Consider the following 22,200-nt stretch of genomic DNA (forward strand, 5'->3'; position numbering starts at 1 on the left):
GGATGATGCGGATGCGCGCGCGACTCGGCGCTTTGGGACTGGGCGCTTCGGGCCGGGTATTGTTCGTCCTCTGCCTGCTCTACATGATTCTCTATATCGACCGGGTCAACATTTCGACCTCGGCGCCGCTCATCAGGAGCGAGCTCAAGCTCAGCAACGCCGAGCTGGGCCTGGCGTTTTCCGCCTTCGCTTACCCTTACGCGCTGTTCCAGCTGGTCGGCGGCTGGCTCGGCGACCGGTTCGGGCCGCGCCGGGTCCTCGGGCTATGCGGCATCGTCGTCATTCTCTCGACGCTCGCGACCGGCCTCGTCGGCGGGCTCGCCTCGCTGATCGCGGCGCGCTTCGCGCTGGGCCTGGGCGAGGGCGCCACCTTCCCGACCGCGACCCGGGCGATGGCCGGATGGGTCCCGGAGGCGCGCTGGGGCTTCGCCCAGGGCATCACCCATTCGGCGGCACGCATCGGCAATGCCGTGACCCCGCCGCTCGTGGCCTTGCTGGTGGCATATCTCAGCTGGCGCGGCTCCTTCGTCGTGTTTGCGCTCCTCAACCTCCTGTGGCTGGTGCCGTGGGTCTGGGTCTCGGCCAAGGACGGTCGTCGGACGGCGCTGCCGGCGGCACGGGTGGGCGGCACGGCACAACGCTCCGCCACCTCCTGGTGGGCGCTTGCGCGCCGCATGCTGCCCGTCACCTGCGTCGATTTCTGCTACGGCTGGACGCTGTGGCTGTTCCTCAGCTGGATCCCGTCCTTCTTCTACGATTCGTTCAAGCTCGACCTGAAGGGCTCGGCCCTGTTCTCGACCGGCGTGTTCGCGGCGGGCGTCGTGGGCGACCTCTTGGGCGGCATGGTGAGCGACCGGATCCTGAAGCGCACCGGCCGGCTCGCGGCGGCGCGGCGCAACGTCATCATCGTGGGCTTCCTTGGCGCCTTCCTGTGCCTGATCCCGGTCGTGGCCATCCATGACCTGACGATCGACGCGCTGTTCCTCTCGCTTGCCTTCTTCTCGGCCGAGCTCATCGTCGGGCCGATCTGGTCCGTGCCGATGGACATCGCGCCGCGCCATGCCGGCTCGGCCAGCGGTCTCATGAACTTAGGATTCGGCGTCGCCGGCATCATCTCGCCCTCCTGCTTCGGTTATCTCATCGACCTGACCGGCACCTGGACCGTGCCGTTCGCCGTGTCGATGGGCCTGCTGCTCGCCGGCGCCGGCCTTGCCTACCGCATGCGCCCGGACGAGCCGTTCATCGATCCCGCGGAGCCCGCACCCCCGGACGGGGAGCTGCCTGCCGGTGCGTCCGGCGATCTTGCTTGAAGGTGGAATGCCCATGAACTTTATCCGGACACTCAAGATCGGGACGAAGATCTATGCCGTCGTCGGTCTGCTGTCCGTCGTCGCGGCGCTGATCAGCTGGCGCGGCATCGACGCGCTCGCGACCTATCAGGCCGACGTCCAAGCCATGCGCCTCGCCGCGGATCGTTCCGCCCATGGGCTGCAGGTCAATGGCCTGATCTATGCGGTCGTCATGGATACGCGCGGCCTGTTCATGTCGCGCAGCCCGGACGAGATCGAGAAATACGCGAAGCCGATGGCGGCGAACCTGCGCCGCATCGACGAGCTGATGCAGGAATGGCGGCGCCTGCTGCCGCCGGACCGGGCGGCCAGCCTCGATCAGGCGTCGGCTCACGTGCGGGAGTTCGTCACCTTCCGCACCGAGACGATCCGGCTCGCGCGCGAGGTCGGCACCGCCGACGCGCGGACCTACAGCGACAACGACACGAATCGCGGCAACCGTCAGCGGCTGGGCCAGGCGATCGACCAACTCGCCCAGGCGAACCAGCAGGAAATCGAGGACATCAACAGGCGGCTCGACGAGCGCTACCGGGGCAGCCTCAGCGAGCTGATCGGCATCGCCGTCATCGGCATCGCGGCCGGCCTCATCCTGTCGTTCCAGGTCACGGCCCGGGCGATCGTCCGGCCGCTGACCGCGCTCACCTCGGTCATGCGCGTGCTCGCGACCGGCGATTTCGATGCCCGTGTGCCGGGCGCCAAGCGGGCGGACGAGCTGGGCGACATGGCGCGCGCCGTCCGGGTGTTCCAGGACAATGGCATCGAAGCCCAGCGTGTGACGGCGCTCAGGGCCGAGGAGCAGGCGGCGCGCGAAAAGCGGGTCGCCGCCCTCGAGGCGCTTACCGCCTCGTTCGAGGGCCGGATCGAACAGATCGTGAGCGCCGTCTCGGCCGCCTCGACCGAGCTCACCGGCACGTCCCGGACCATGGCGTCGGTTGCCGAGCGCACGAGCGGCCAGGCGCTCGCGACGGCCTCGGCGTCGGAGCAGGCATCGGCCAATGTCCAGACCGTTGCGGGGGCGAGCGAGGAGCTGGCGTCCTCCACCTCGTCGATCGGCCAGCAGGTGACGCGCGCGACCGAGACCGTCGACACGGCACTGAGGCAGGCCTCGGCCGCCGACGCGAACGTGCAGGAACTGGCCGACGCGGCAAAGAAGATCGGCGAGGTCGTCTCGCTCATCAACAACATCGCCCAGCAGACCAATCTTCTGGCCCTGAATGCGACGATCGAGGCGGCACGGGCCGGCGACGCGGGCAAGGGCTTCGCCGTGGTGGCGGGCGAGGTCAAGGCGCTGGCACAGCAGACGGCGGCCGCGACCGGCGAGATCCACGGCCAGGTCGAAGGCATGCAGAGTGCCACGGGCAAGATGGTCGAGACGATCCGCGCCATCACCGGCACGATCGGCGCCATCACGGAAGTGACGACCATGGTCGCCTCCGCGGTCGAGGAGCAGGGGGCCGCGACCCAGGAGATCGCGCGCAACGTGCAGCAGGCCGCTCTCGGGACCCAGGATGCCGCCGCCAACGCGGTGGCCGTCAAGGACGCCGCCAGCGAGACCGGCGTTGCGGCACAGCAGGTGCTGTCGGCGGCCGGCTCGCTCGGCCAGGAGGCGGGGGCGCTGCGCCGCGAGGTCGACCAGTTCCTGGCCGGCGTCCGCGCAGCTTGACGTTCGGCGCCCGACCTCGGCGCGGGGCTAGAACGCCATCCTGAGCTTGGCCTCGGCCCGGTTGTCGGAGCCGTCGCCGCGGGCAAGTGCCGTGTCGAAGCCGAGCGTCGCGGTGAAGCTCGGGTCGATCGGGAAGTCCACGCCGCCGGCGAGGCGCAGCCAGTGGCTCTTGGCCGGATCGATTGGCGTCGTGATGGTGAGGGCCGATTCGGTGACGAGGCGCGAGGTGACGTTGCGCGGCCCGTCGGTGAACTGGTTGTCGTAGGTCACGCGCAGGTGCGGCCGGAGCGCCGTTCCGGCGAGTTGGGTGTTGAACGACGCCTCGACGCCGAACTCGCCGATCAGCGAATTGATGCCCTGGCTGTCGATGGTCTGGTTGAGCCCGACGGCACCCGTCTCGGTATAGCCGTCGATATGGATATGGGCGTAGCGGAGTGCTGCGACGGGGCCGAACCGGACGTCGCCGGCGTGGAGGTCATAGCCGCCCTCGAGCGCATAGCCGAGCGTGCGGCCGCCGGCGTTCGCGGTTGCGGTCTGGCTGGCGACGAAGGTGTTGCGGCGGAGCTTGTCCCAGTCGTTGCCGATATAGTCGAGCATGGCGCCAACGTGGAAATCGTCGGTGAAGTAGGTCGCGTAGAGGGCGCCCTGATACGAGCGCTGCCGGGCTTCGCCCATGCTTTCATGCAGGTCGCCGGTGATCGTGCCGAAGCCGAACACCGCGCCCAGCGCCAGGTTGGGCGTCAGCTTGTAGTCGACGCCGGCGGTGATGTCGGTCTGGTCGTAGGAGAAGCCAACGGCGCCATAGCGATCGTCGCGCGAGCCCCAGCCGTAGCTGCCCGACAGGAAGGCGCCGAACGGCTTTGCCGGGTCGCCCGCGACCGTGGCGCCATCGCCGCCGCCGGTCGAGACCGAGAGGCCGGTGGCGCCGTTGCGCAGCGCCTCGAACCGCTCCGACACGTGATCAGAGAAGGACTGCGCCGCGATGATCGCCATCTCGCCCTCGGCGCCGACCACGGTCGGGCCGTTGAGCGAAGTCGCGAAATATTGCGCGAGGATCTGGTGCACCTGCTCCGTCGGATGCTCCTCGTCCCAGAACAGGTAGGGCTGCTTCTGCGCGACGCAGGCGGCGTTCTGCACGCATTCGGCCGTGACGTTGGTGAGACCATATTTGGCCGGATTGGCAACCGCGTCGTCGACCAGCGACTTCACGTCGGCGACCACGATATTGACGTGCAGTTGCGCCGACAGGGCCGCCATGGCCTGGGTCAGCGCCGCGTCATGGACCGAGCCGGCATAGGCACCGACCGACGCGCTCAAGGCGGAGCCGTTCAGCAGCGGCGTCTCGCCCAGGTTCGGCAGGTTCGGCACCAGGAAATTGCGGGCGCCGGTCCGGGCGAGCGCCGTGACCTCCGCGCTGATGTTGCCGACCGCCGCCGCGGCTGTCTGGTTCACCACCGCCTGGATGAGGGCCGGCGGCACGGCCGGCGAGATGGCACCGGACAGGCCCAGATAGTCGTTGGCCCCGGTCCACAGCACGAACAGGTCGCGGCTGCTGGCGGTTTGGCCGGTCGCCAGATAGCGGTTGATCTCGTCCATCGTGCCCGAGCTCGGGAAATTGCCGAGATTGCTCGTCCCCGACAGCGCGCCGCCGATCGCGTTGTCGCTGAAGTTGGCAACGGGGACGTTGAGGAGGCCGGGCAGATATTCGGCATAGACCGGGCCGTTGGAGAAACGGCCGGGATAATAGGGCGGCGAGGGGCGGGCGGTGATGCCGTAGAGCTTCGGAATATTGCCGTTGTCGGACAGGCTGTCGCCGAAGACGGTGATGCTGGAGAATTGCTGGGCGAGCGCCGTGCTGGATAGAAAAAGAGTCGCGATAGCCGTCGACGTCAGAAAGCGCATGCCGAACCCCGCCTCGAGGAAACAACCGAGTACGCTTCTATCATCCGCTAGATTCGCCCAACAATCCGAGATTGTGCGACTGCGAAAAATCGCCCGACCGCCTGTGGCGGGCCCGCCACAGGGCGCCGGCACGGCTGCCCACGTCGAGGACGACCGGTCGACAAGCGGCTAATGCCGGGCGGCGAGCAAGCGTTCCACGGCCTCGAGAAAAGCGTCCGCCGTGAGCGGTTTCGGCAGCGTCGCATTCGCCCCCATGAGTGCCGCGGCATCGAGGTGACTGCCGTAGCGCCCGACGGTGCTGCTGCCGGAGATCGCGAGAATGGGCACCGTGGCACTCGCACGGCGGATCGCGCTGATCGTCGCGATGCCTTCCTGTTCCGGCATGACGATGTCGCACACGATCAAGTCGACCTGCTCGCCGTCGAACGCCGTCAGGCCCGCCTGACCGTCGCGGGCGGTGACGACGGAATGACCGCCGGCTTCCAGAATGCCCGACAAGAGGGCCCGGATGGCCGGGTCGTCATCGATGATCAAAATGCGCGCCATTTCCGACCTCCATCAGGGGTCGGCGCCACCCGCTACGAGTGCAGATGGGAAGCCGCTCCATCTGAGGCTGAGGCAATGGGCCGGGCGAGTCAATGGATCGCTCTGTGAAATCCGTCGCGCCGAGGGGTCAGGGCGTGCCGGTGACCCCGAGATAACGGCTCAAGTGGATGCCGAGCTCGTTCGGCTGCCAGCCGGTCACGCGGGCTGCGACCAGGCTGCTCTCGCTCTCGAAGCCATAGGGCAGGATCGCGCAATCGTCGAGCAGGACCCGCTCGGCAGCCGCAAGCCGGGCGAGGCGCGACGCCGGTTCGAGAAGGGCCGCCGCCTCGTCGAGCAGGCGGTCGTAGGCGGCGTTGCGATAGCCCACGACGTTGGCGTTGCCGGCGCCGGTACGCCAGGCGGCAAGGAAATTCCACGGGTCGGGAAAATCGGCGCTCCAGCTCGACAGCGCCACGTCGTAGTCGTGATCGACGAGGCGGCCGGTGACGACCTGGTATTCATTGACGTCGAGCGAGACCTTGAGACCGGGGAGTGCCGCCTGCCAGAGCGTGGCAATCGCCTTGCCCTCGAGCAGGTAGTTCGCGACGTCGTCGGTCATGAGCCGCAGGGCCAGCGGATGGTCGGGGCCGTAGCCGGCCTCGGCCCAGAGCCGGCGCGCCTCGGCCAGCCGGTCAGCCATCGGGCGGTCGGCGAAATCCTCGCGCGCCGGCCGGTAGCCGGGCATGCCGTCGGGCACGATGCTGAAGCCGCCGACGCCGCCGTCCTTCACCACCTTGGTTTCGACCGCGACCTGGTCGAGCGCCAGCGCCAATGCCCGGCGGAGCTTCGGGTCCTGCCCGAGCGGTGCGCGCGTCATGTTGATGTCGACGTAGTGCGCGATCAGCAGCCGCTGCTCCCGAAGCGAGGCGGCGAGATCGCGGCGCGCCTCGGGCAGGAGACGCGCCGGCACGGTGGCGAGATCGATCTCGCCGGTGCGGAACGCCTTGAATGCGGCCTCGTCGGCCATGACGACCCAGCGCACCTGATCGAGCTTGACCGAGGCCGCGTCGTGGAAATGCGGGTTGCGGGCGAACACCAGGCGGGCTTGCGGCACCGCCTCCACGAGCGTGAACGGGCCGTTGCCGACGAGATGGCCGGGCCGGGTCCAATCGGCACCCCAGCGCTCGATCGCGGCGCGCGGGACCGGAAAGGCCATGGAATAGGCGAGGATCGCCGGCAGGAACTGTGCCGGCCGTTCGAGCCGGATCCGCACGGTCGCCGGGTCGGGCGCATCGACGCCCAATGCCGCCGGATCGGTCGTCTTGCCGGTCGCCCAAGCCTCGGCACCCAGGATCGGATAGAGAATCTCGTTGTAGGGCGCGCCGGTCTTGGGGGTGAGCCCACGCCGGAACGCATAGACGAAATCCTCGGCCGTAAGCGCGCTGCCGTCGGACCAGACGAGGCCCGGCCGCAAATGGAAGAGATAGGTCTTGCCGTCGGCCGAAACGTCCCAGCTTGCCGCGGCGCCGGGGCGGATTGAGCCGTCCGGACCATAGGCGGTCAGGCCTTCGAACAGATCGGCGGCCACCACCGTCTCATATTGGTTGCCGATCAGATGCGGGTCGAGCGACGTCACTTCGGCGCCGACCGCGCGGATGAGCACGCTCTCGGCCCAGGCCGGATGTGCGGCCCCCGGATACGAGGCCAGCAGTGCGGCGAACAGCAGAACGAAACGGCGCATGAGGGCCTTCGGGCGGTGGAAGAGCGGTGCGGATGCGGGATCCTAGCGGCTTGCGCGGCACCTTCCTACCGCCGGTCGTCCGGAGCAGCTAGGCTTGAACGTCATACTGGTCATGTCGTCCGACATATTGACCGATTGTGCGGTGCCATGAAACCGTCACACCCGTCCGGAGGCCCGCATCCTGGGGGGATTGCGGCCGTTCCTGTCCGGACGGATCAGGGGAGACCGTTTCGACGTGATCAAGCGCACCAGTCTCATCGGCGCGAGCACCCTCGCGCTCATGTCGCTCCATGGCATCGGCAGCGGCCTTGCCGCCGACGCCTCCGAGACGGTCATCGTGACCGGCACGCGCGAGGCCGACAAGAAGGCGAGCGAGAGCCTGGCGCCGATCGACATCGTGAGCGGCGAGCAGCTGACGGCAACCGGCCAGACGGATCTGCGTGACGTGCTTTCCCGCCTGCTGCCGTCGTTCAGCCGCCAGGCCGCGGCCTATGATACCGGTGCCTTGACCGACGCGATCCAGCTCCGGGGCCTGAGCCCGGATCAGGTGCTGGTTCTGGTCAACGGCAAGCGCCGGCACACGACGGCCAACATCAATGCCGACGTCGGGCCGCTCCAGGGCTCGGCCCCGGTCGATCTCGACCTGATCCCGATCAGCGCCATCGATCATATCGAGGTGCTGCGCGATGGCGCTGCCGCGCAATACGGCTCCGACGCGATCGCCGGCGTCGTCAACATCATCCTGAAATCGGGCGCCGAGGGCGGTTCGGCCAGCACCACGACCGGCGCCTACTACAAGGGCGACGGCTTCACCCAGGGCCTCTCCGGCGATGTCGGCACGGCGCTCGGCCCCAACGGCTTCCTGCATCTCAGCGGTGAATTCCACTACCATAATTTCAGCAACCGCAGCGGCCCCGACCCGCAGAACGGCAATATCGTCGACACCCGTGTGCTGGGCGATCCCGAGAGCACGCGCGAGGCCTTGGCCTTCAACGCCGGCGAGAAGCTCGGCAACGGCGTCGAGCTCTATCTGTTCGGCACCTACGCGCACCGGAATGCCGAGAGCTGGGAGAATTTCCGCAATCCGAACCCGGATGCCGGCAATGCCGACGCCCAGGCGCTGGCGCCGCTCTATCCGAACGGCTTCGCGCCGGCCGAGACGATCGACGAGAACGATTTCTCGCTGACGGCCGGTGCCCGTGGCAATGATTTCTTCGGCTGGCGCTGGGACGTGAGCTCGACCTATGGCGGCGATTCCGACCGGATCGGGCTCGTGAGCTCGGCCAATTCGAGCCTCTATGTCGACACCGGTGCCACGCCGACGTCGTTCCACGTCGGCGACTACCAGACCACGCAATGGACCAACAATCTCGATGTCAGCCGGCCGTTCGCGACCGGCCTGCTGCCGGCGCCGCTCAATGTGGCGCTCGGGCTCGAGCATCGGCGCGAGAGCTATAGCCTCGGCGCCGGCGATCCAGCGTCCTACTACACGAGCACGGATCCGGCGACGTCCGGCACCTACGGCAGCGGCGCCCAGGGCCTGCCCGGCAACCTGCCGGCGGTCGCCGGCGGGCACTCCCGCAACAGCGTCGGCACCTATGTCGATCTCTCGACCAACCTGACGTCGGCCTGGCAGGTCGATCTCGCCGGCCGCTACGAGCATTACAGCGATTTCGGCAGCACGGCGGACGGCAAGCTCTCGACGCGCTACGATTTCAGCCCGCGCTTCGGCGTGCGCGCCACGGTCTCGAACGGCTTCCGCGCGCCATCGCTGGCAGAGGAATATTTCTCGGCCGTCAACGTCGGCCCGGGCTATGCCTCGGTCCAGCTGCCGGTGACCTCGCCGGCGGCGCTCGCGCTCGGCTCGACGGCGCTGAAGCCGGAGAAATCGACGAACTACAGCGTCGGCATCGTGGCGGAGCCGGTCTCGCACCTGCACACCACGGTCGATGCGTATCAGATCAAGATCAAGGACCGCATCGTCGACAGCGCGCTCTATACCGACGACGCGACGGGTTTCGTCAGTGCCGCCCTGCTCAAGAACGGCGAGGTCATCCCGGCCGGGACCACGACCTCGGCGCAGTACTACACCAACGGCGCCGACACGCTGACGCGCGGCCTCGACATCAAGGCCGACTACACGACCGACTTCGGCCGATGGGGCCAGGTGCGCTGGGACGGCGCGCTCAATCTCAACTACACGGCCGTGCGCAACATCCGGCTGAATTCGCTCGGCACGCCGAACCTGAATGTGGCCGGCATCTCGTACCTGTCGACGGCGACGCCCCGGAACAAGATCATCATCGGCGGCACCTGGTACCTGGACGACTGGAGCCTGGCGCTGCACGAGACGCGCTATGGCCATGTCGCCCAGTACGACCTCGACCAGGTGACCTTCAGCAACTATTTCCTGAACGTGGTCAAGGCGGCCTACATCACCGATATGGAGGTCGGCTACGACATCTCGAGCCGCCTGCATCTGGCCGTCGGCGCCGACAACCTGTTCAACCGCTATCCGAACAAAACCAATCCGGCGACCTTCGCGCCGTCCGGCTGGAACACCTACGACACGACCTCGCCGTTCGGCTTCAACGGCGGCTTTTACTACACGCGCCTCAGCTACGCGTTCTGAGGCGCGGCACCCGCCGCGGGGCTGCTTCCGCGGCGGGCACGCGAGCCGGCTATTGGGCGTGGGCTGCCTGCCATTGCTTCATGAAGGCAATCTCTTCCTGCTGAGCCGCGATGATGTTCTTCGCGAGCTTGCGCAACGCCGGGTCCTTGCCGCTCTTGAGCTCGATCTCGGCCATGTCGACCGCACCCGCATGATGGGGGATCATGCCGGCGACGAAGTCGCGGTCCGTATCGCCGGTCAGTGGTACGTCCATGTCCTTCATCATCTTGGCATCAGCGGCCTTGAAGGCTTCCGAGGAGCCGCTGGGGACAGCGGTCGAGGGCATGTTCATGCCCGCCATATTCTGGTGGGCCATGTTTTGTTGGGCTATGGCCGGGAGCGGCAGGGCCAGGAGCATGAGCAGGACGAGGGAACGAGATAAGCGGGAGGTCATGGGTCTTCCTTCAGACGGGACAACGAACCCCTGAAGGCTGAAGCTTCCAATGGTGTCAGGGTCAAGCGCGGCCGATCATGCCGTGACCCTCGCCTGGGCGGACGCCGCCGCGGCGAAGTACGAGATTGTGATATAACTCGATAAAGCCCCGTGTCACATTGGGATAAGGAAAATACAACAGTTTCAATGGCCGGGCGCGCCACTGCCTTGAAATGGCCGCCTCGGACCGGGCGCTTCGAGAAGAGGGGACGACGCATGACGATGCTCAGCCGCCGCCAGATGCTCGGAGGCACGGCGGCCACGGCCGGCCTCATGGCCACCGGGCTGCCTTTTCCGGTCCTCGCCGCGAGCCACACCAGCGTGACGTTCGCGATCACCCGCGACATCCAGGGCCTGCTGGCCCCGCCCTACCGGGTCGGCGCGATCGAGGGCAACATCATGCGGACGGTCTGCCAGGGGCTGATCCGCTTCAAGCCGGGTTCGTTCGATTGGGATCTGTGGGCGGCGAAGACGCTCACGCAGGTCAGCGACACGGCGATCGAGTTCGAGCTCAACCCCGGCCTCCAGTTCCACGGCGGCTACGGCGAGATGACGGCCGACGACGTCAAGTTCTCCTTCGAGCTGTTCCAGAAGAACCGCCCGGACGGCAAGCCGGCCGATTATGCCAAGGATTGGGCGGCGCTCGACCACGTCGAGGTGACCGGCAAATACACCGGCCGCATCGTGCTGAAGACGCCGTCGCCGCAGCTCTGGCTCGTCGTGCTGCCGGACAATTCCGGCCTCATCATCTCCAAGAAGGCGTGGGAGGCCGGCTGCTATCGCTCGGACCAGCAGCCGATCAAGCTCATCGGCACGGGCGCCTATATGCTCGCCGAGTGGGTCCCGAACCAGCGCGTCGTCCTGAAAGCCAATCCCGACTGGAAGGGCGACAAGCCGGGCTTTCCCGAACTGGTGCTGCAGCCGGTGCGCGATCCGAAGACGGCTGAGCTGGCGCTTCGGGCGAACGAACTGCAGTTCACGCTGATCGAGCCCGCCGATGCGGCCGAGGTCCAGAAGCAGCCGGACACGAGCCTGCTCCGACAGGATTCGATCAACTATGTCTGGATCGGCCTCAACGTCGAGAAGCCGCCGTTCGACAATCCCAAGGTCCGCCAGGCGATCCGGCTCGCGATCGACACCGACCAGGTGCTGGCTGGCGCCTACAACGGCACGGTCAAGCCAGCCTATGCGCTCATGGCGCCGGGGCTCTTGGGATATTGGGCCGACGCGCCGAAGCCCAAGCCCGATCCGGCCGCGGCGAAGAAGCTTCTGGCCGAAGCCGGCCATCCGAACGGCTTCAAATGCACGCTCACCCTCATGAGCAAGCCGACCTACCAGGCGATCGGCCAGATCGTCCAGGCGATGCTCGCCGATGTCGGCGTGCAGGTCGACCTGCAGGTGCTCGACGCCGGTGCCTACTATGCCGCCGGTCAGGGTGAGGCTGGCAAGAAGCTCGACATGGCGCTGCAGCGCTTCGGCGGCAAGGCCGACCCGGCGTTCCAGACCCAATGGTTCGTGGCGTCTCAGATCGGCACCTGGAACTGGCAGCGCTGGAACGATCCTGAGTTCGACGAGTTCTCAGCCAAGGCCGCCGCGACCAACGACAAGGCGGAGCGCAACCGGCTCTACATCGAGGCGCAGAAGCGCATGGAGGCGTCGGGCGCCTACATCTGGCTGACGCACGAGGCGAACATCTTCGCTTTCCGCCCGTGGCTCAGGCCCGCGGTGCTGCCGAACGGCGACGACATGCTTTACGACCGTTTCACCGCGATCTGATTTGCTGCGATCCAACTGGGGCTTCGTCGTCGCTTCAATGAACCTTTCGCCGAAACTGCGGTATGTCGCGAGCCGGCTGGTGACCACGATTCTCGTGCTCCTCTGTGCCACGGTCCTGCTGTTCGCGCTGACGCTGCTCATTCCCGGCAACCCGGCCGAGGTGCTGCTGGGCCCGCGCGCGACGCCCGAGGCGGTCCAGGCCTACAGCCATGCCATGGGGCTCGACCGGCCGCTCCTGGAACGGCTTGCGATCTTCCTCGGCAATGTGCTCCGCGGCGACCTCGGCCGCGACATCATCAGCGGCCGGCCGATACTCGACCTGGTGCTCGAGGTCTTTCCCTACACGCTCTCTCTGACGCTGGCCGCGATCGGGCTCGCCGTGCTCCTGGGCGTGCCGCTCGGCTGCTATGCCGCGACACACCCCGGCAGCCTCGCCGACCAGGTGGGCGCGGTGACCAGCGTCGCCTTCATCGCCATGCCGAATTTCGTCGTCGCGGTGTTCCTGGTGCTGATCTTCTCAGTCTGGCTCCATTGGCTGCCGGTGCTGGGCGTCGGCCGCGATGGCGGCTGGGGCGACGCGGCGTTGCGCCTCGTGCTGCCGGCCCTGTCGCTCGCCTTGAGCTGGGTCGGCTATATCGCGCGGCTGCTGCGCGCCTCGCTGCTCGAGGTGATGGGCGAGCCGCATATCCGTACAGCGCGCGCCTATGGCGTCGCCGAGCGGCGGCTCGTCTATCGCAATGCCCTGAAGCTGGCAGCGATCCCAACGGTCGCGATCCTGGGCCTGGGCGTCGGCCGGCTCCTGGGCGGCGCCATCTTCGCCGAGATCGTGTTCGCCCGGCCGGGATTGGGCACGCTCGTCTATGACGCGATCAACCTGCGCAACTATCCGGTCGTGCAGGCGGCGGTGCTGGTCGTGGTCGGCGTGTTCACGCTCACCAACCTTTTGACCGACCTCAGTTATCTCTGGCTCGACCCGCGGCTCGGCCGGCGGCTGGGGCAGGAGCGATGAGCGCCGCGTTCGGTGCCGTCTGGCGCAGCCCGACCGGGCGTATCGGCCTGGCCCTGGTCGTGCTCGTGCTGCTGTTCAGCTTCGGCGGGCCTTTCGTCATCGACCAGCTGCCCAACCGGCTCGACGTGCTGCATCGCTTCGCGGGTCCGTCGCCGGACCATTGGATGGGCACCGACAATCTTGGCCGCGACCTGGCCGCCCGCATGGCGATCGGCGGCCAGATCGCGCTCGGCGTCGCCCTCAGCACCATCGCGCTGTCGCTCGTCGGCGGCACATTGCTCGGCATCGCGGCCGCCTATGCGCCGATCCAGCTCGAACGGGTCATCCTCATCCTGTTCGACGTGCTGAGTGCGTTTCCAAGCCTGATCCTGGCGCTCGCGATCGTGGCGCTGCTGGGTCCCGGGCTCGACAAGGTCATCCTGATCATCGCGGTGACGCTCGTGCCGCATTTCGGCCGGATCGCGCGCGCCCAGACCCTGTCGCTGCGCCAGGCGCCGTTCCTGGATGCGGAGCGGGTGCTGGGCGCCTCGCCCGTGCGGCTCGTCTGCCATCATGTCCTGCCGAACATCCTGGGGCCGCTCGTCGTGCTGGCGAGCATGGACATCCCGGTCGTGATCACGCTCGAGGCCGGTCTCTCCTTCCTCGGCATCGGCGTGCCGCCGCCGCGGGCGAGCTGGGGCGGGCTGCTGCACGACGGCTATACGAGCCTGACCCAGTCGCCGTGGCCGGTTGCCTTCGCCGGCCTGATGCTGACCGGCGCCACGCTGGGATTCACGCTGTTCGGCGAGGCGCTGCGCGACGCGATCGACCCCAAGCTCAGGGTCCAGCCATGAGCGAGCCTTTGGTCGAGATCCGCGATCTTTCGGTCCATTTCCGGACCGACCGGGGCACGGCCGAGGCGCTACGCCATGTCTCGCTCGATCTCGGGCGCGGGCGGGCGATCGGCGTCGTCGGCGAGAGCGGGTCGGGCAAGTCGACGCTCGCGGCGGCGCTGATGCGGCTGCTCGCGGCGAACCTCGCTCGGCTCGACGGCTCGATCCGCTTCGAGGGCCGGGACCTGCTCGCCCTGCCGCTCGCCGAGACCATGGCGTTGCGCGGCACGCGCTTCGCGATGGTGTTCCAAGACCCGATGACGGCGCTCAACCCGGTGTTCACCGTCGGCAGCCAGCTCGTCGAGTTCCAGCGCGCGAGGCGGCCGTTCGCCCCGTCCGCGGAGCTCAGGGAGCGGGCGCTCGCCATGCTGGCCCATGTCGGCATCGCCGATCCGGCGCGCCGCTTCCACGACTATCCCCATGAATTCTCGGGCGGCATGCGCCAGCGCGTGATGATCGCGGCGGCCCTCCTGACCGAGGCCGACCTCTTGATCGCTGACGAGCCGACGACGGCGCTCGACCCGACTATCGAGGCGCAGATCGTGGCGCTGATGCGCCACGTGCATGCCGAGACCGGCAACACGCTCATGCTGATCTCGCACGACCTGGGCCTGATCTCGCAGCTGTGCGACGACGTGGTCGTGCTCTACGCCGGCACGGTCGTCGAGACCGGGCCGATGGCCGAGGTATTCCGTCGGCCGTTGCATCCCTACACGCGGGCGCTCGTCGCCTGCGAGATCGGCGATGACAAGCAGCATGGCGATCTGCTCGCCTCGATCCCGGGCGAGACGCCGGATCTCTCCCGCGTGCCAGCCGGCTGCATCTTCGCCGACCGCTGCCCCGACGCGGTGGCGGCGTGTCGCGACCGGGTTCCGGACTTGCGCGCGTTCGGGCCGGAGCGGAGGGCGGCATGCAGCCGGCTCTGATCGCGCTCGAGGACGCGACCGTCACCTATGGCGGCATCCGCGCGGTCGACGGCATTTCGCTCGAGATCCGGCCGGGCGAGACGCTGGGCCTGATCGGCGAGAGCGGCTCGGGCAAGTCGTCGCTCGCCCGCCTGCTGGTCGGTCTGGTCCGGCCGAGCGCCGGCCGGGTGCTGTTCGACGGCGGCGACCTCGCCCGCCAGGATCGCGCGCAGCGGCAGCGTTTCCGCCGTGACGTGCAGATGATCTTCCAGGACCCGGTTGCCTCGCTCTCGCCGCGCCTCACCATCCGGCGCCTGCTCGCCGAGCCGCTGGCGATCCATGGCATCGATGAGGCCAAGGCCTGGCCCGGCGTGCTCGACCTGCTGCGCCGGGTCGGGCTCAACGAGACCCTGCTCGGCAAATATCCGCATCAGGTGAGCGGCGGCCAGGCGCGCCGCGTCGGCATCGCCCGCGCGCTCATCCTGCGCCCGCGCCTGGTCGTGGCCGACGAGCCGACCGCCGGCCTCGACGTCTCGGTCCAGGGCGAGCTCGTCAACCTCATGAGCGAGCTGCAGCGCGACTATGGGCTGACCTATCTGCTGGTGTCGCACAATCTCAAGGTCGTGCGCGTCATGGCCGACCGGTTCGCGGTCATGTATCTGGGCCAGTTCGTCGAGACCGGGCCGGCGGCCGAGATCTTCCGGCGGCCGGCCCATCCCTATACCCGGGCGCTCATCGACGCGACCCCGCGCCTCGACCCGGACCGGACCCATCCGCCGGCCGTGCTCTACGGCGAGATCCCGAGCCCGTCCCACCTGCCGCCCGGCTGCCGCTTCCAGGGCCGCTGCCCCCATGCCGACGACCATTGCCGCACGGTCGAGCCGCCGCCGACCACACTCGCCGACGGACGGATGGTGCGGTGCCATAAGCCGTTGATCTAGCGGTGTCCCCACCTCTCTTCCGTCATCCCTGCGCAGGCGGGATGACGGGAAAAATAAATCGGACAGCCGTGGGGCATGCCCGGCCGGGACGTGAGAGAGGCGACCTGGATCGAACCGCCCTCAGCGGGGCGCGACGCGGTTCTGGTAGACGCGCAGGTGGGTCGTCGCGGCGTGAACGAGCGGCGTCGCGAGGCCGGCGCGCTGGCCGCGGGCCAAAAGGTCGCCCAGGATCTGCTCGACCTCGACCGCCCGGCCGGCTTCGAGGTCGCGATACATGGACGAGGTCAGCGGCGAGCCGTGCTGGGTCACGAGCGGCCGCGTTGCCTTAAGGAAACCGTCGCTCGGCGGCACGCCCACGGCGCGTACGATCGCCGTGACCTCGTCGAGGAAGGCGAGCGCGAAATCGGCGCCGCCGGGCACCGCCTCGATCGCGCCGATATTGCCGCGCATCAGGCAGGTGACGCCGCCGATGGTCGCGAGCAAGATCCATTTCTCCCACATCTCGCGCGCGATCGCGGACGACAGCCGGGCATCGAAGCCGGCACCCTGCATGATGCGGTCAAGGGCCGCGACGCGGGCCGTGGGCGCCCCGTCCATCTCGCCATAGGCAAGCTCGTGGAGCGGGGTCAGCTGGACGATGCGGCCGGCATCGTCGAGGTGGGTTGCGACCTTGCAGACGCAGCCGACGAGCGCCCGCGGTCCGAAGCGCGCCTCGAGCGTCTCGACGTGCTTCATGCCGTTCAGCACGGGCAGGATCATCGTCTCGGGCCCGATCGCGGGGGCGAGGTCGTCGAGTGCTGCGTCGAGGCCGAAGCCCTTCACGGTCAGCAGCACGACGTCGTAGGGCTTGTCGATCTGGCCGGCGGTCACGAGCGACGGCGCCAGCGTGAAGTTGCCGTGCGGGCTCACGATCTCGAGACCGGCCTCCCGCAGGCGCTCAGCCCGCGTCGGCCGCACCAGGAAGGTCACGTCGCGCCCGGTTAGGGCCAGCCGCCCGCCGAAATAGCCACCGGTCGAGCCGGCGCCGACGATCAGAATCCGCATCGTCCTCTCCTTCCGTCCATGCCGTCGCCTCATGCGTTCGCGGCGACGACAAATCATTATTTGCATATGCCGCTATTGTGATTATGGGTATGTGCTAATATCCGTCAAGCGACGCGAGGAGGATGGGTGACGGCGATGAACCGGGCCGACGGCGGGCAGTGCAATTTTACGGCCCTGCGCAAAGCAACGCGGCGGGTGTCGCAGCTTTATGACGCGGCCCTGGCGCCGAGCGGGCTGCGCTCGACCCAGCGGGCGATCCTGATCCATATCGCGCGCGCTGGCACGCCGACGATGGGCGAACTCGCGGCCTTGCTCGTGCTGGACCGCTCGGCGCTCGCCCATAACCTGAAGCCGCTCGAGCGGGATGGGTTGGTCGCGGTCACGGTCGATCCCGGGGACCGGCGCAGCCGATTGGTCGCCCTGACCTCGCTCGGAACGGCAAAGCTCGACGCAACGACGGCGCTCTGGCACGACGCGCAGGAGCGGTTCGAGGCCGTGTTCGGCCGCGAACAGGCTGAGGCGCTGCGCGCGACCTTGGCTTTCATCGCCGACGACGGTTTCGAGCGCGCGTTCGCCGCTGCCCGCCCCTTCTGATCCCGGGCCGTCCTGACGGCCGCGCGCCGGCCAGTGCCGGCTGCGCCGCCGCGTGGTCTTTGCCGTCCCGTGCGTCTCTCTTCTATGATGGGCGATACGCTCGACGGAGGGATCATGCGTTCCGCTGACCGGATCGGACGAGGGGCGAGGGTCGTGCTGCTGGCGAGCTTGCTCGCCGGCGTGGCCGGATGCGTCGCGCGCCAGGAAGAGCCGGGCGAGACGTCGCTGGCGGTTCCGCTATCCGCCGCGGCAGAGGCGCCGGCGGACCCGGGACGCGCTGCCGCGGCCTCTGCGAGCGACAACAGCGCGCCGGTCGCCGCCGCTCCCACCGTCACGGCCGCTGCAACGGCGCCCGTATCCGGCTCGACCGAGCAGATCACCGTCCTCGGACGCAGCTTCACCGGCCTCTGGAAAGTGAACTCGCCGAAGCGGCTCGCCATGGATGTGGGACTCTTCTCGGGCGTGCACATCCGCTACAGCGGCGAGACCGGCGACCGCGACATCTGCGAGCTGCGCCAGACCGGCACCGCGCTCGACGCCCGCTGCCTGCGTCTCGACCGCACGGCGGCCGGCAGCATCGACGGCAACCAGATCGTCCTACGCTCCTGGGTCGGGCCGGCGACCCTGATCCTGAAAGCATCCGCGCCGACAAGCAGCGCGCTTACCGGGACGATCAGCGGCGGCGCGCTCGGCACCCAGCTGACCGGCGGCGTGCCGATCCACGCAACGAAATTGACCGTTCAAGGTTCGGGGCAGGGCTCGGGGCCCGAACGGCCGAGTGCCCCGCTGCTGCGCGCCGTGCTGGCCGATATCGCCCAGGGCCATCTCACCGCCGATCGCTATGCGCCCGAGGCGGCGGCCCGCCTACGACGGAACCTGGACGACATGCGGACGGACGTGGCCGAACTCGGCCCGCTCAAGGACGTGACCTATCTCGACCAGCTGCTGCCGCGCCATCCCTTCGACCCGCGGGAACGGCCGCTCGAGGTCTATCGCGTCGACTATGCCGGGGGCACGCGGCTCTGCGGCATCAGCCCAGGCCCGCCGGCTGCAGTGGCGGACGTCGTCTGCCGCTAGCAGATGCTGCTGGCGGCGGCTACAGGCTGCCGTGCGGCGCCACCACGATGCAGGCGACATGCTCATGCGCAAGCCGGCTGCAGGCGTCGCTCGCGCCGTCGGCGCTGAGGCCGACCAGCTGGGCGCGATAGACCGCCGGCGCAGACGGCCGGTTGACAGTCGCGACCGACGGCTGGGCGCGGTCGAGCGTGCCGCGGGCGCGGCTGCGGGCATCGGCCGCCGCCGTCTGGGCCTGCGCCGCGGTGCTGAACGCGCCCACCTGCACGGCCCAGCTTCCGCCCGGGGCGAGGGCGGGCGCCGTCGCGGCGGCGAGCACGACCCGCGCCTGTTGCGGCTGCGGCTTTGGCGGCGGGGCCGGTGGGGCATAGGCCGCGAGCGGCGAGGATTCGATCGGCGCTCGCGTCGCCTTGGCCTGGAGTTCGCGATAGAGGTCACCCGACGGCGCATCCGGCGGTGGCACCTGATAGCTCGCCATCTGTACGGCCCCCGTTGCGGGCGCAGGCGCCGCGGGCACCGGTTGCGGAGATGACGCGGGCAGGGTGCCCGCGAGCGAGCGAGCGTTGAGCGAATCCGACGAGGTCTCGGCCATCGCGTAATGGGCGAGCGGGCCGCTCGGCGCCGCATCGTCGCCGAGGCGTGGTGCCACCGAGGTCAGGTAGCCGACGGTCTCAGCCGGCAGGGGGGTGGCGCCGTAGAGGTAGGATTCGAGCCGGCCCGGCCCGGCGTTGTAGGCGGCGAGGAAGCCCGGCGATCCGTAGCGCGCATACATTTCACGGATATAGGCGGTGCCGGCCAGGATATTGTCGTGCGGTGCGTAGGGATCCGGGCCCAGGCCGTAGCGGTCGCGCATCTCCGCATAGGTCACGGGCATAAGCTGCATCAGCCCCATGGCGCCGACGGACGAGGTCGTGAGGCCGCCGTTGATATATTCGCGGCCGCCCGATTCCTGGCGCATGACCTCGCGGATCCATTTCTCCGGTACGGAGAAACGGGTCGAGGCTTCGTGGATGTACGGTCCCCACGGGTCGTTCGGCGGCCCGGGCGGCGCGTAATTGGCGGCAGCACTTTGCGGTGCCGCCACCGATACCGGTGCCGTGCTGGCACCCGGCGGCGATCCCGCGCAGGCCGCGAGGCCCGACAAGAGCACGACGCCGACTGCGGCCCGGCGCACTTCGACCATGCCGCGCATCGGCACGCGGCACATGGTTCCCCTGAACATCATGCGCGTCATCGCCAGATGTCCCCCCAACTGGCTTCGAAGCGCCACGTTAACCATGAAGCGCCGCAAAGAGCAATATTCGTGTAGAGTCGGGGGTTTGGATACCGTCCTTCGAGCGGTATCCAAACATCATCCCCGATGTGGAGAAAGCGCCGTCAGCCGCGCGCCCTCAGTTGCGTGGGGGACGGCGGCCGTGGCGGAACTCGCCGCCGGGCTCGCCGGGCGGCTCGTTCCGATAGCGCTGCATCTGCGGCATGGCGGCGCGGTCGGCGATTGCGTCCTTGCGCTCGAGCGCGATCGTCGTGCGGGCAGCGACGCGCATGAGGTCGGACGCCGCCTGGCGCAACGCCTTGCGCGTCGCCGCGGTCTCCTCGCCGAGCACCTGCTCGAACGCGCTCTGGAACGTGGCGATCGCGGCGTCCGCCTGGGCGCGCAACTCCGCGTCCAGGTTGGCGTTGAGCGCCGTCTTCGGCTCCTGCTCGGCAAAGGGCCGGGGCGGCATCGGCTGCCGCGGCTGGCGCGGCGGCGGCTCGACCGCACGGTTCTCATAGGTGAAGCGGAACGGTGTTGCCGGCTGCGCCTGGGGGGCCGCGGTCGCCGGCGCGGCCGGGGCCTGGGCTGGCGTTGCTGGAGCCGGTGTCGCCGGCGCCACCGGAGCCGGTGCCGCCTGGACAGGTGCAGGCGTCGGAGCAGGCGTGGGGGCGGGCGCTGGGGCCGGTCGCGGCGGCGCTGCCGACGCCAGGGTCAGGCGCGACGGTTCCCGCCGCGGCGGCACAGTCGCGGCCGGTGCAGTCTCCGCTGCGGCCGGCGCCGGTGCCACTGCAGGCCGGGCCGCGGGTGCCTCGGCAGGCCGGGCTTTGACCACCGGTGCAGCGGGCTGCGGCGCTGCCGGGGCAGGGGGTTCCTGGGCAGGCGCTTCTTGTGTGGGGCTGGGCGCTTGCCCCGCCTTGGCTTCGGCGACCTTCTTCAAGATGCCGTAGATCGTGGCCGGGCTGGTTTCGTAGGTGCGGGCGATATAGGCGACGGATTCGCCATTGTCGCGACGCGCCGCGATGGCGTCCCATTCCGCTGGCGGGATTTTCGAGCTCATGGTCAGGCAGTTCTTCGGAAAATGCGGAAGGCGCCATCCCGTGCGGACGCGCCGGACTCTGTATCTAGGTTCTTAAACCATTGTCGCGCAGATTGCGCCTGGATAATCGGGGGCCCGATACGCATTTTCCGCGATGCGGCGGGCTGGGGGTATCAGGCGACGATCGTGACGCCCTTCCAGAAGGCGACGCGGTCCTTGATCTGCGCCGCCGCCGGCTTCGGGGCCGGATAGTACCAGGCCGCATTCTCGTTGGTCCGGCCGTCGATCGTGAGGTTCAGGTAATGTGCCGTGCCCTTCCAGGGGCAGACGGTGGTGAGTTCGCTGTCGGTCGTCAGATCGTGCCGCAGCGAACCGGCGGGAAAATAGGCGTTGCCCTCGACCTGCACGATATCGTCGCTCTCAGCCAGGACCGCACCATTCCAGATCGCCTTCATGCCGCCTCTCCTCTGCGCCTCATCCAGATTGGATCCGGCGGCCGGCGGGACAAGCCCGCCGACCGGACAAGACCGAGTTAGGCGGCCGGTCGATCAGATCGTCGGGTTGCCGCCGCCGTCGACGCGAATGTTGGCGCCGTTGATGAAGCTCGCGAGCGGCGAGACGAGGAAGGCGACCGCGTAGGCAATGTCGCCCGGGCGGCCCATGCGCGCGGACGGGTTGGGCACGATGTGGGTCGCGACGTTGCGCTCGATCACGTCCCAGTCGTCGCCCCAATTGTGCTGCTTCGCCCATCCCTGCATCCAGGGCTCGGTCGCGGGCGTGCGGATCAGGCCCGGGCTCACCGAATTGACCGTGATGCCGGTGCCGGCCAACTCTTTGGCGAGGCTGACCGTCTGATTGACGTTGGCCGCCTTCGTCGCCGTGTAATGCGGATTGGCGTTGCGCGGCGCGTCGGCCACGATCGAGCCGAGGTTGACGACGCGGCCCCAGCCGCGCTCGCGCATCGCCGGCACGAACGCCTGCACCATGCGCACGACGCTGCCGACATTCTGCTCGTAGAGATCGCGCCAGAGCTCGGGCGACCCATCGAACCAGCCGGCGAGCGGGGCCGCCCCCGCATTGTTGATCAGGATGTCGACGCCGCCGAAAGCCGCGAGCGCCGCGTGCACTACCTGCTCCGCCTCGCCGGGCCGGCTGACGTCGCCGACGGCGCCGGCCGCAATATGCCCGACCTCCTTGATCTCGCCCACGACACGCTCGACCTCGGCCGCGCGGCGACCCTGCACCACCACCAGGGCGCCCTCGGCCGCCAACAGCTTCGCGATCGCCTCGCCGATGCCGCTCGACGAGCCGGTGACGAGGGCGCGCTTGCCGGACAATTGCAGATCCATGTGAAACCTCCTGGCCTAAAACTTTCATAATGAAAGTAAGTGGCCGAAGCACCCTGTCAAG

19 protein-coding genes are annotated in these 22,200 nt (G+C 68.7%); 10 read left to right on the top strand and 9 right to left on the bottom strand.

What is annotated here, in order from left to right; genetic code table 11:
• The first annotated feature begins 11 nt into the window (after positions 1-11).
• Both IEY58_RS04465 and IEY58_RS04470 read left to right on the top strand, forming a co-directional pair.
• Positions 12-1,310: an MFS transporter gene (locus IEY58_RS04465; protein ID WP_229743481.1), complete on the top strand. Its 1,299-nt coding sequence runs from the start codon at positions 12-14 to the stop codon at positions 1,308-1,310.
• A gap of 13 nt (positions 1,311-1,323) precedes the next feature.
• On the top strand, positions 1,324-3,012 hold the full coding sequence (locus IEY58_RS04470; RefSeq protein ID WP_189042925.1) for a methyl-accepting chemotaxis protein: 1,689 nt from the start codon (positions 1,324-1,326) through the stop codon (positions 3,010-3,012).
• 27 nt (positions 3,013-3,039) lie between these two features.
• Here IEY58_RS04470 and IEY58_RS04475 read toward each other — a convergent pair whose 3' ends face one another.
• From IEY58_RS04475 to IEY58_RS04485, 3 genes are all read right to left on the bottom strand, one after another.
• Positions 3,040-4,914 (bottom strand): autotransporter domain-containing protein, encoded by a 1,875-nt coding sequence (locus tag IEY58_RS04475; protein ID WP_189042936.1) that lies wholly within the window; start codon positions 4,912-4,914, stop codon positions 3,040-3,042.
• Between the two features lie 168 nt (positions 4,915-5,082).
• The gene (locus IEY58_RS04480) at positions 5,083-5,460 is read right to left on the bottom strand and encodes a response regulator (protein ID WP_189042938.1); all 378 of its coding nucleotides are present in this window, start codon (positions 5,458-5,460) and stop codon (positions 5,083-5,085) included.
• Between the two features lie 127 nt (positions 5,461-5,587).
• Positions 5,588-7,180 carry a peptide ABC transporter substrate-binding protein gene (locus tag IEY58_RS04485; protein WP_189042940.1) on the bottom strand — a complete coding sequence of 531 codons (1,593 nt, stop codon included), beginning with the start codon at positions 7,178-7,180 and terminating at the stop codon, positions 5,588-5,590.
• Positions 7,181-7,415: 235 nt separating this feature from the next.
• Here IEY58_RS04485 and IEY58_RS04490 point away from each other — a divergent pair, with 235 nt between their 5' ends.
• Positions 7,416-9,812: a TonB-dependent receptor plug domain-containing protein gene (locus tag IEY58_RS04490; RefSeq protein WP_189042942.1), complete on the top strand. Its 2,397-nt coding sequence runs from the start codon at positions 7,416-7,418 to the stop codon at positions 9,810-9,812.
• Between the two features lie 49 nt (positions 9,813-9,861).
• Here IEY58_RS04490 and copM read toward each other — a convergent pair whose 3' ends face one another.
• Complete coding sequence (copM, locus tag IEY58_RS04495; protein WP_189042945.1) at positions 9,862-10,245, bottom strand: CopM family metallochaperone; 384 nt, start codon at positions 10,243-10,245, stop codon at positions 9,862-9,864.
• A gap of 255 nt (positions 10,246-10,500) precedes the next feature.
• On the opposite strand from copM, the gene IEY58_RS04500 reads away from it, so the two are divergent.
• The 5 genes from IEY58_RS04500 to IEY58_RS04520 are packed head-to-tail and all read left to right on the top strand — an operon-like array spanning position 10,501 to position 15,787.
• Positions 10,501-12,060, top strand: a complete 1,560-nt coding sequence (locus IEY58_RS04500; RefSeq protein ID WP_189042947.1) for an ABC transporter substrate-binding protein — start codon at positions 10,501-10,503, stop codon at positions 12,058-12,060.
• Between the two features lie 37 nt (positions 12,061-12,097).
• Positions 12,098-13,069: an ABC transporter permease gene (locus IEY58_RS04505; RefSeq protein ID WP_189043503.1), complete on the top strand. Its 972-nt coding sequence runs from the start codon at positions 12,098-12,100 to the stop codon at positions 13,067-13,069.
• Positions 13,066-13,902 carry an ABC transporter permease gene (locus tag IEY58_RS04510; RefSeq protein ID WP_189042949.1) on the top strand — a complete coding sequence of 279 codons (837 nt, stop codon included), beginning with the start codon at positions 13,066-13,068 and terminating at the stop codon, positions 13,900-13,902. Before IEY58_RS04505 ends, IEY58_RS04510 begins: the two co-directional genes overlap by 4 nt.
• Positions 13,899-14,867 (top strand): ABC transporter ATP-binding protein, encoded by a 969-nt coding sequence (locus IEY58_RS04515; protein ID WP_189042950.1) that lies wholly within the window; start codon positions 13,899-13,901, stop codon positions 14,865-14,867. The genes IEY58_RS04510 and IEY58_RS04515 overlap by 4 nt, the downstream gene beginning before the upstream one ends.
• Positions 14,852-15,787, top strand: a complete 936-nt coding sequence (locus tag IEY58_RS04520) for an ABC transporter ATP-binding protein (RefSeq protein ID WP_189042951.1) — start codon at positions 14,852-14,854, stop codon at positions 15,785-15,787. Before IEY58_RS04515 ends, IEY58_RS04520 begins: the two co-directional genes overlap by 16 nt.
• 120 nt (positions 15,788-15,907) lie before the next feature.
• Here IEY58_RS04520 and IEY58_RS04525 read toward each other — a convergent pair whose 3' ends face one another.
• A complete protein-coding gene (locus IEY58_RS04525) occupies positions 15,908-16,831 on the bottom strand; it encodes a ketopantoate reductase family protein (RefSeq protein WP_189042953.1) in 924 nt (307 codons plus the stop codon).
• A 135-nt stretch (positions 16,832-16,966) separates the two neighbouring features.
• On the opposite strand from IEY58_RS04525, the gene IEY58_RS04530 reads away from it, so the two are divergent.
• Positions 16,967-17,425 (top strand): MarR family winged helix-turn-helix transcriptional regulator, encoded by a 459-nt coding sequence (locus tag IEY58_RS04530; RefSeq protein ID WP_189043505.1) that lies wholly within the window; start codon positions 16,967-16,969, stop codon positions 17,423-17,425.
• A gap of 114 nt (positions 17,426-17,539) precedes the next feature.
• Positions 17,540-18,502, top strand: coding sequence for a hypothetical protein (locus IEY58_RS04535; RefSeq protein ID WP_189042955.1), 963 nt, complete (start codon positions 17,540-17,542; stop codon positions 18,500-18,502).
• 19 nt (positions 18,503-18,521) lie between these two features.
• Here the strand turns inward: IEY58_RS04535 and IEY58_RS04540 are convergent, their stop codons facing one another.
• From IEY58_RS04540 to IEY58_RS04555, 4 genes are all read right to left on the bottom strand, one after another.
• Positions 18,522-19,724, bottom strand: a complete 1,203-nt coding sequence (locus tag IEY58_RS04540) for a lytic transglycosylase domain-containing protein (RefSeq protein WP_229743483.1) — start codon at positions 19,722-19,724, stop codon at positions 18,522-18,524.
• Positions 19,725-19,890: 166 nt separating this feature from the next.
• A complete protein-coding gene (locus tag IEY58_RS04545) occupies positions 19,891-20,811 on the bottom strand; it encodes a helix-turn-helix domain-containing protein (RefSeq protein WP_189042957.1) in 921 nt (306 codons plus the stop codon).
• Positions 20,812-20,963: 152 nt separating this feature from the next.
• The gene (locus IEY58_RS04550) at positions 20,964-21,245 is read right to left on the bottom strand and encodes a DUF427 domain-containing protein (RefSeq protein WP_189042959.1); all 282 of its coding nucleotides are present in this window, start codon (positions 21,243-21,245) and stop codon (positions 20,964-20,966) included.
• Positions 21,246-21,338: 93 nt separating this feature from the next.
• Positions 21,339-22,139 (bottom strand): SDR family NAD(P)-dependent oxidoreductase, encoded by an 801-nt coding sequence (locus IEY58_RS04555; RefSeq protein WP_189042961.1) that lies wholly within the window; start codon positions 22,137-22,139, stop codon positions 21,339-21,341.
• Positions 22,140-22,200 lie beyond the last annotated feature (61 nt).

This window comes from Aliidongia dinghuensis (assembly GCF_014643535.1).
GTDB lineage: Bacteria > Pseudomonadota > Alphaproteobacteria > ATCC43930 > CGMCC-115725 > Aliidongia > Aliidongia dinghuensis.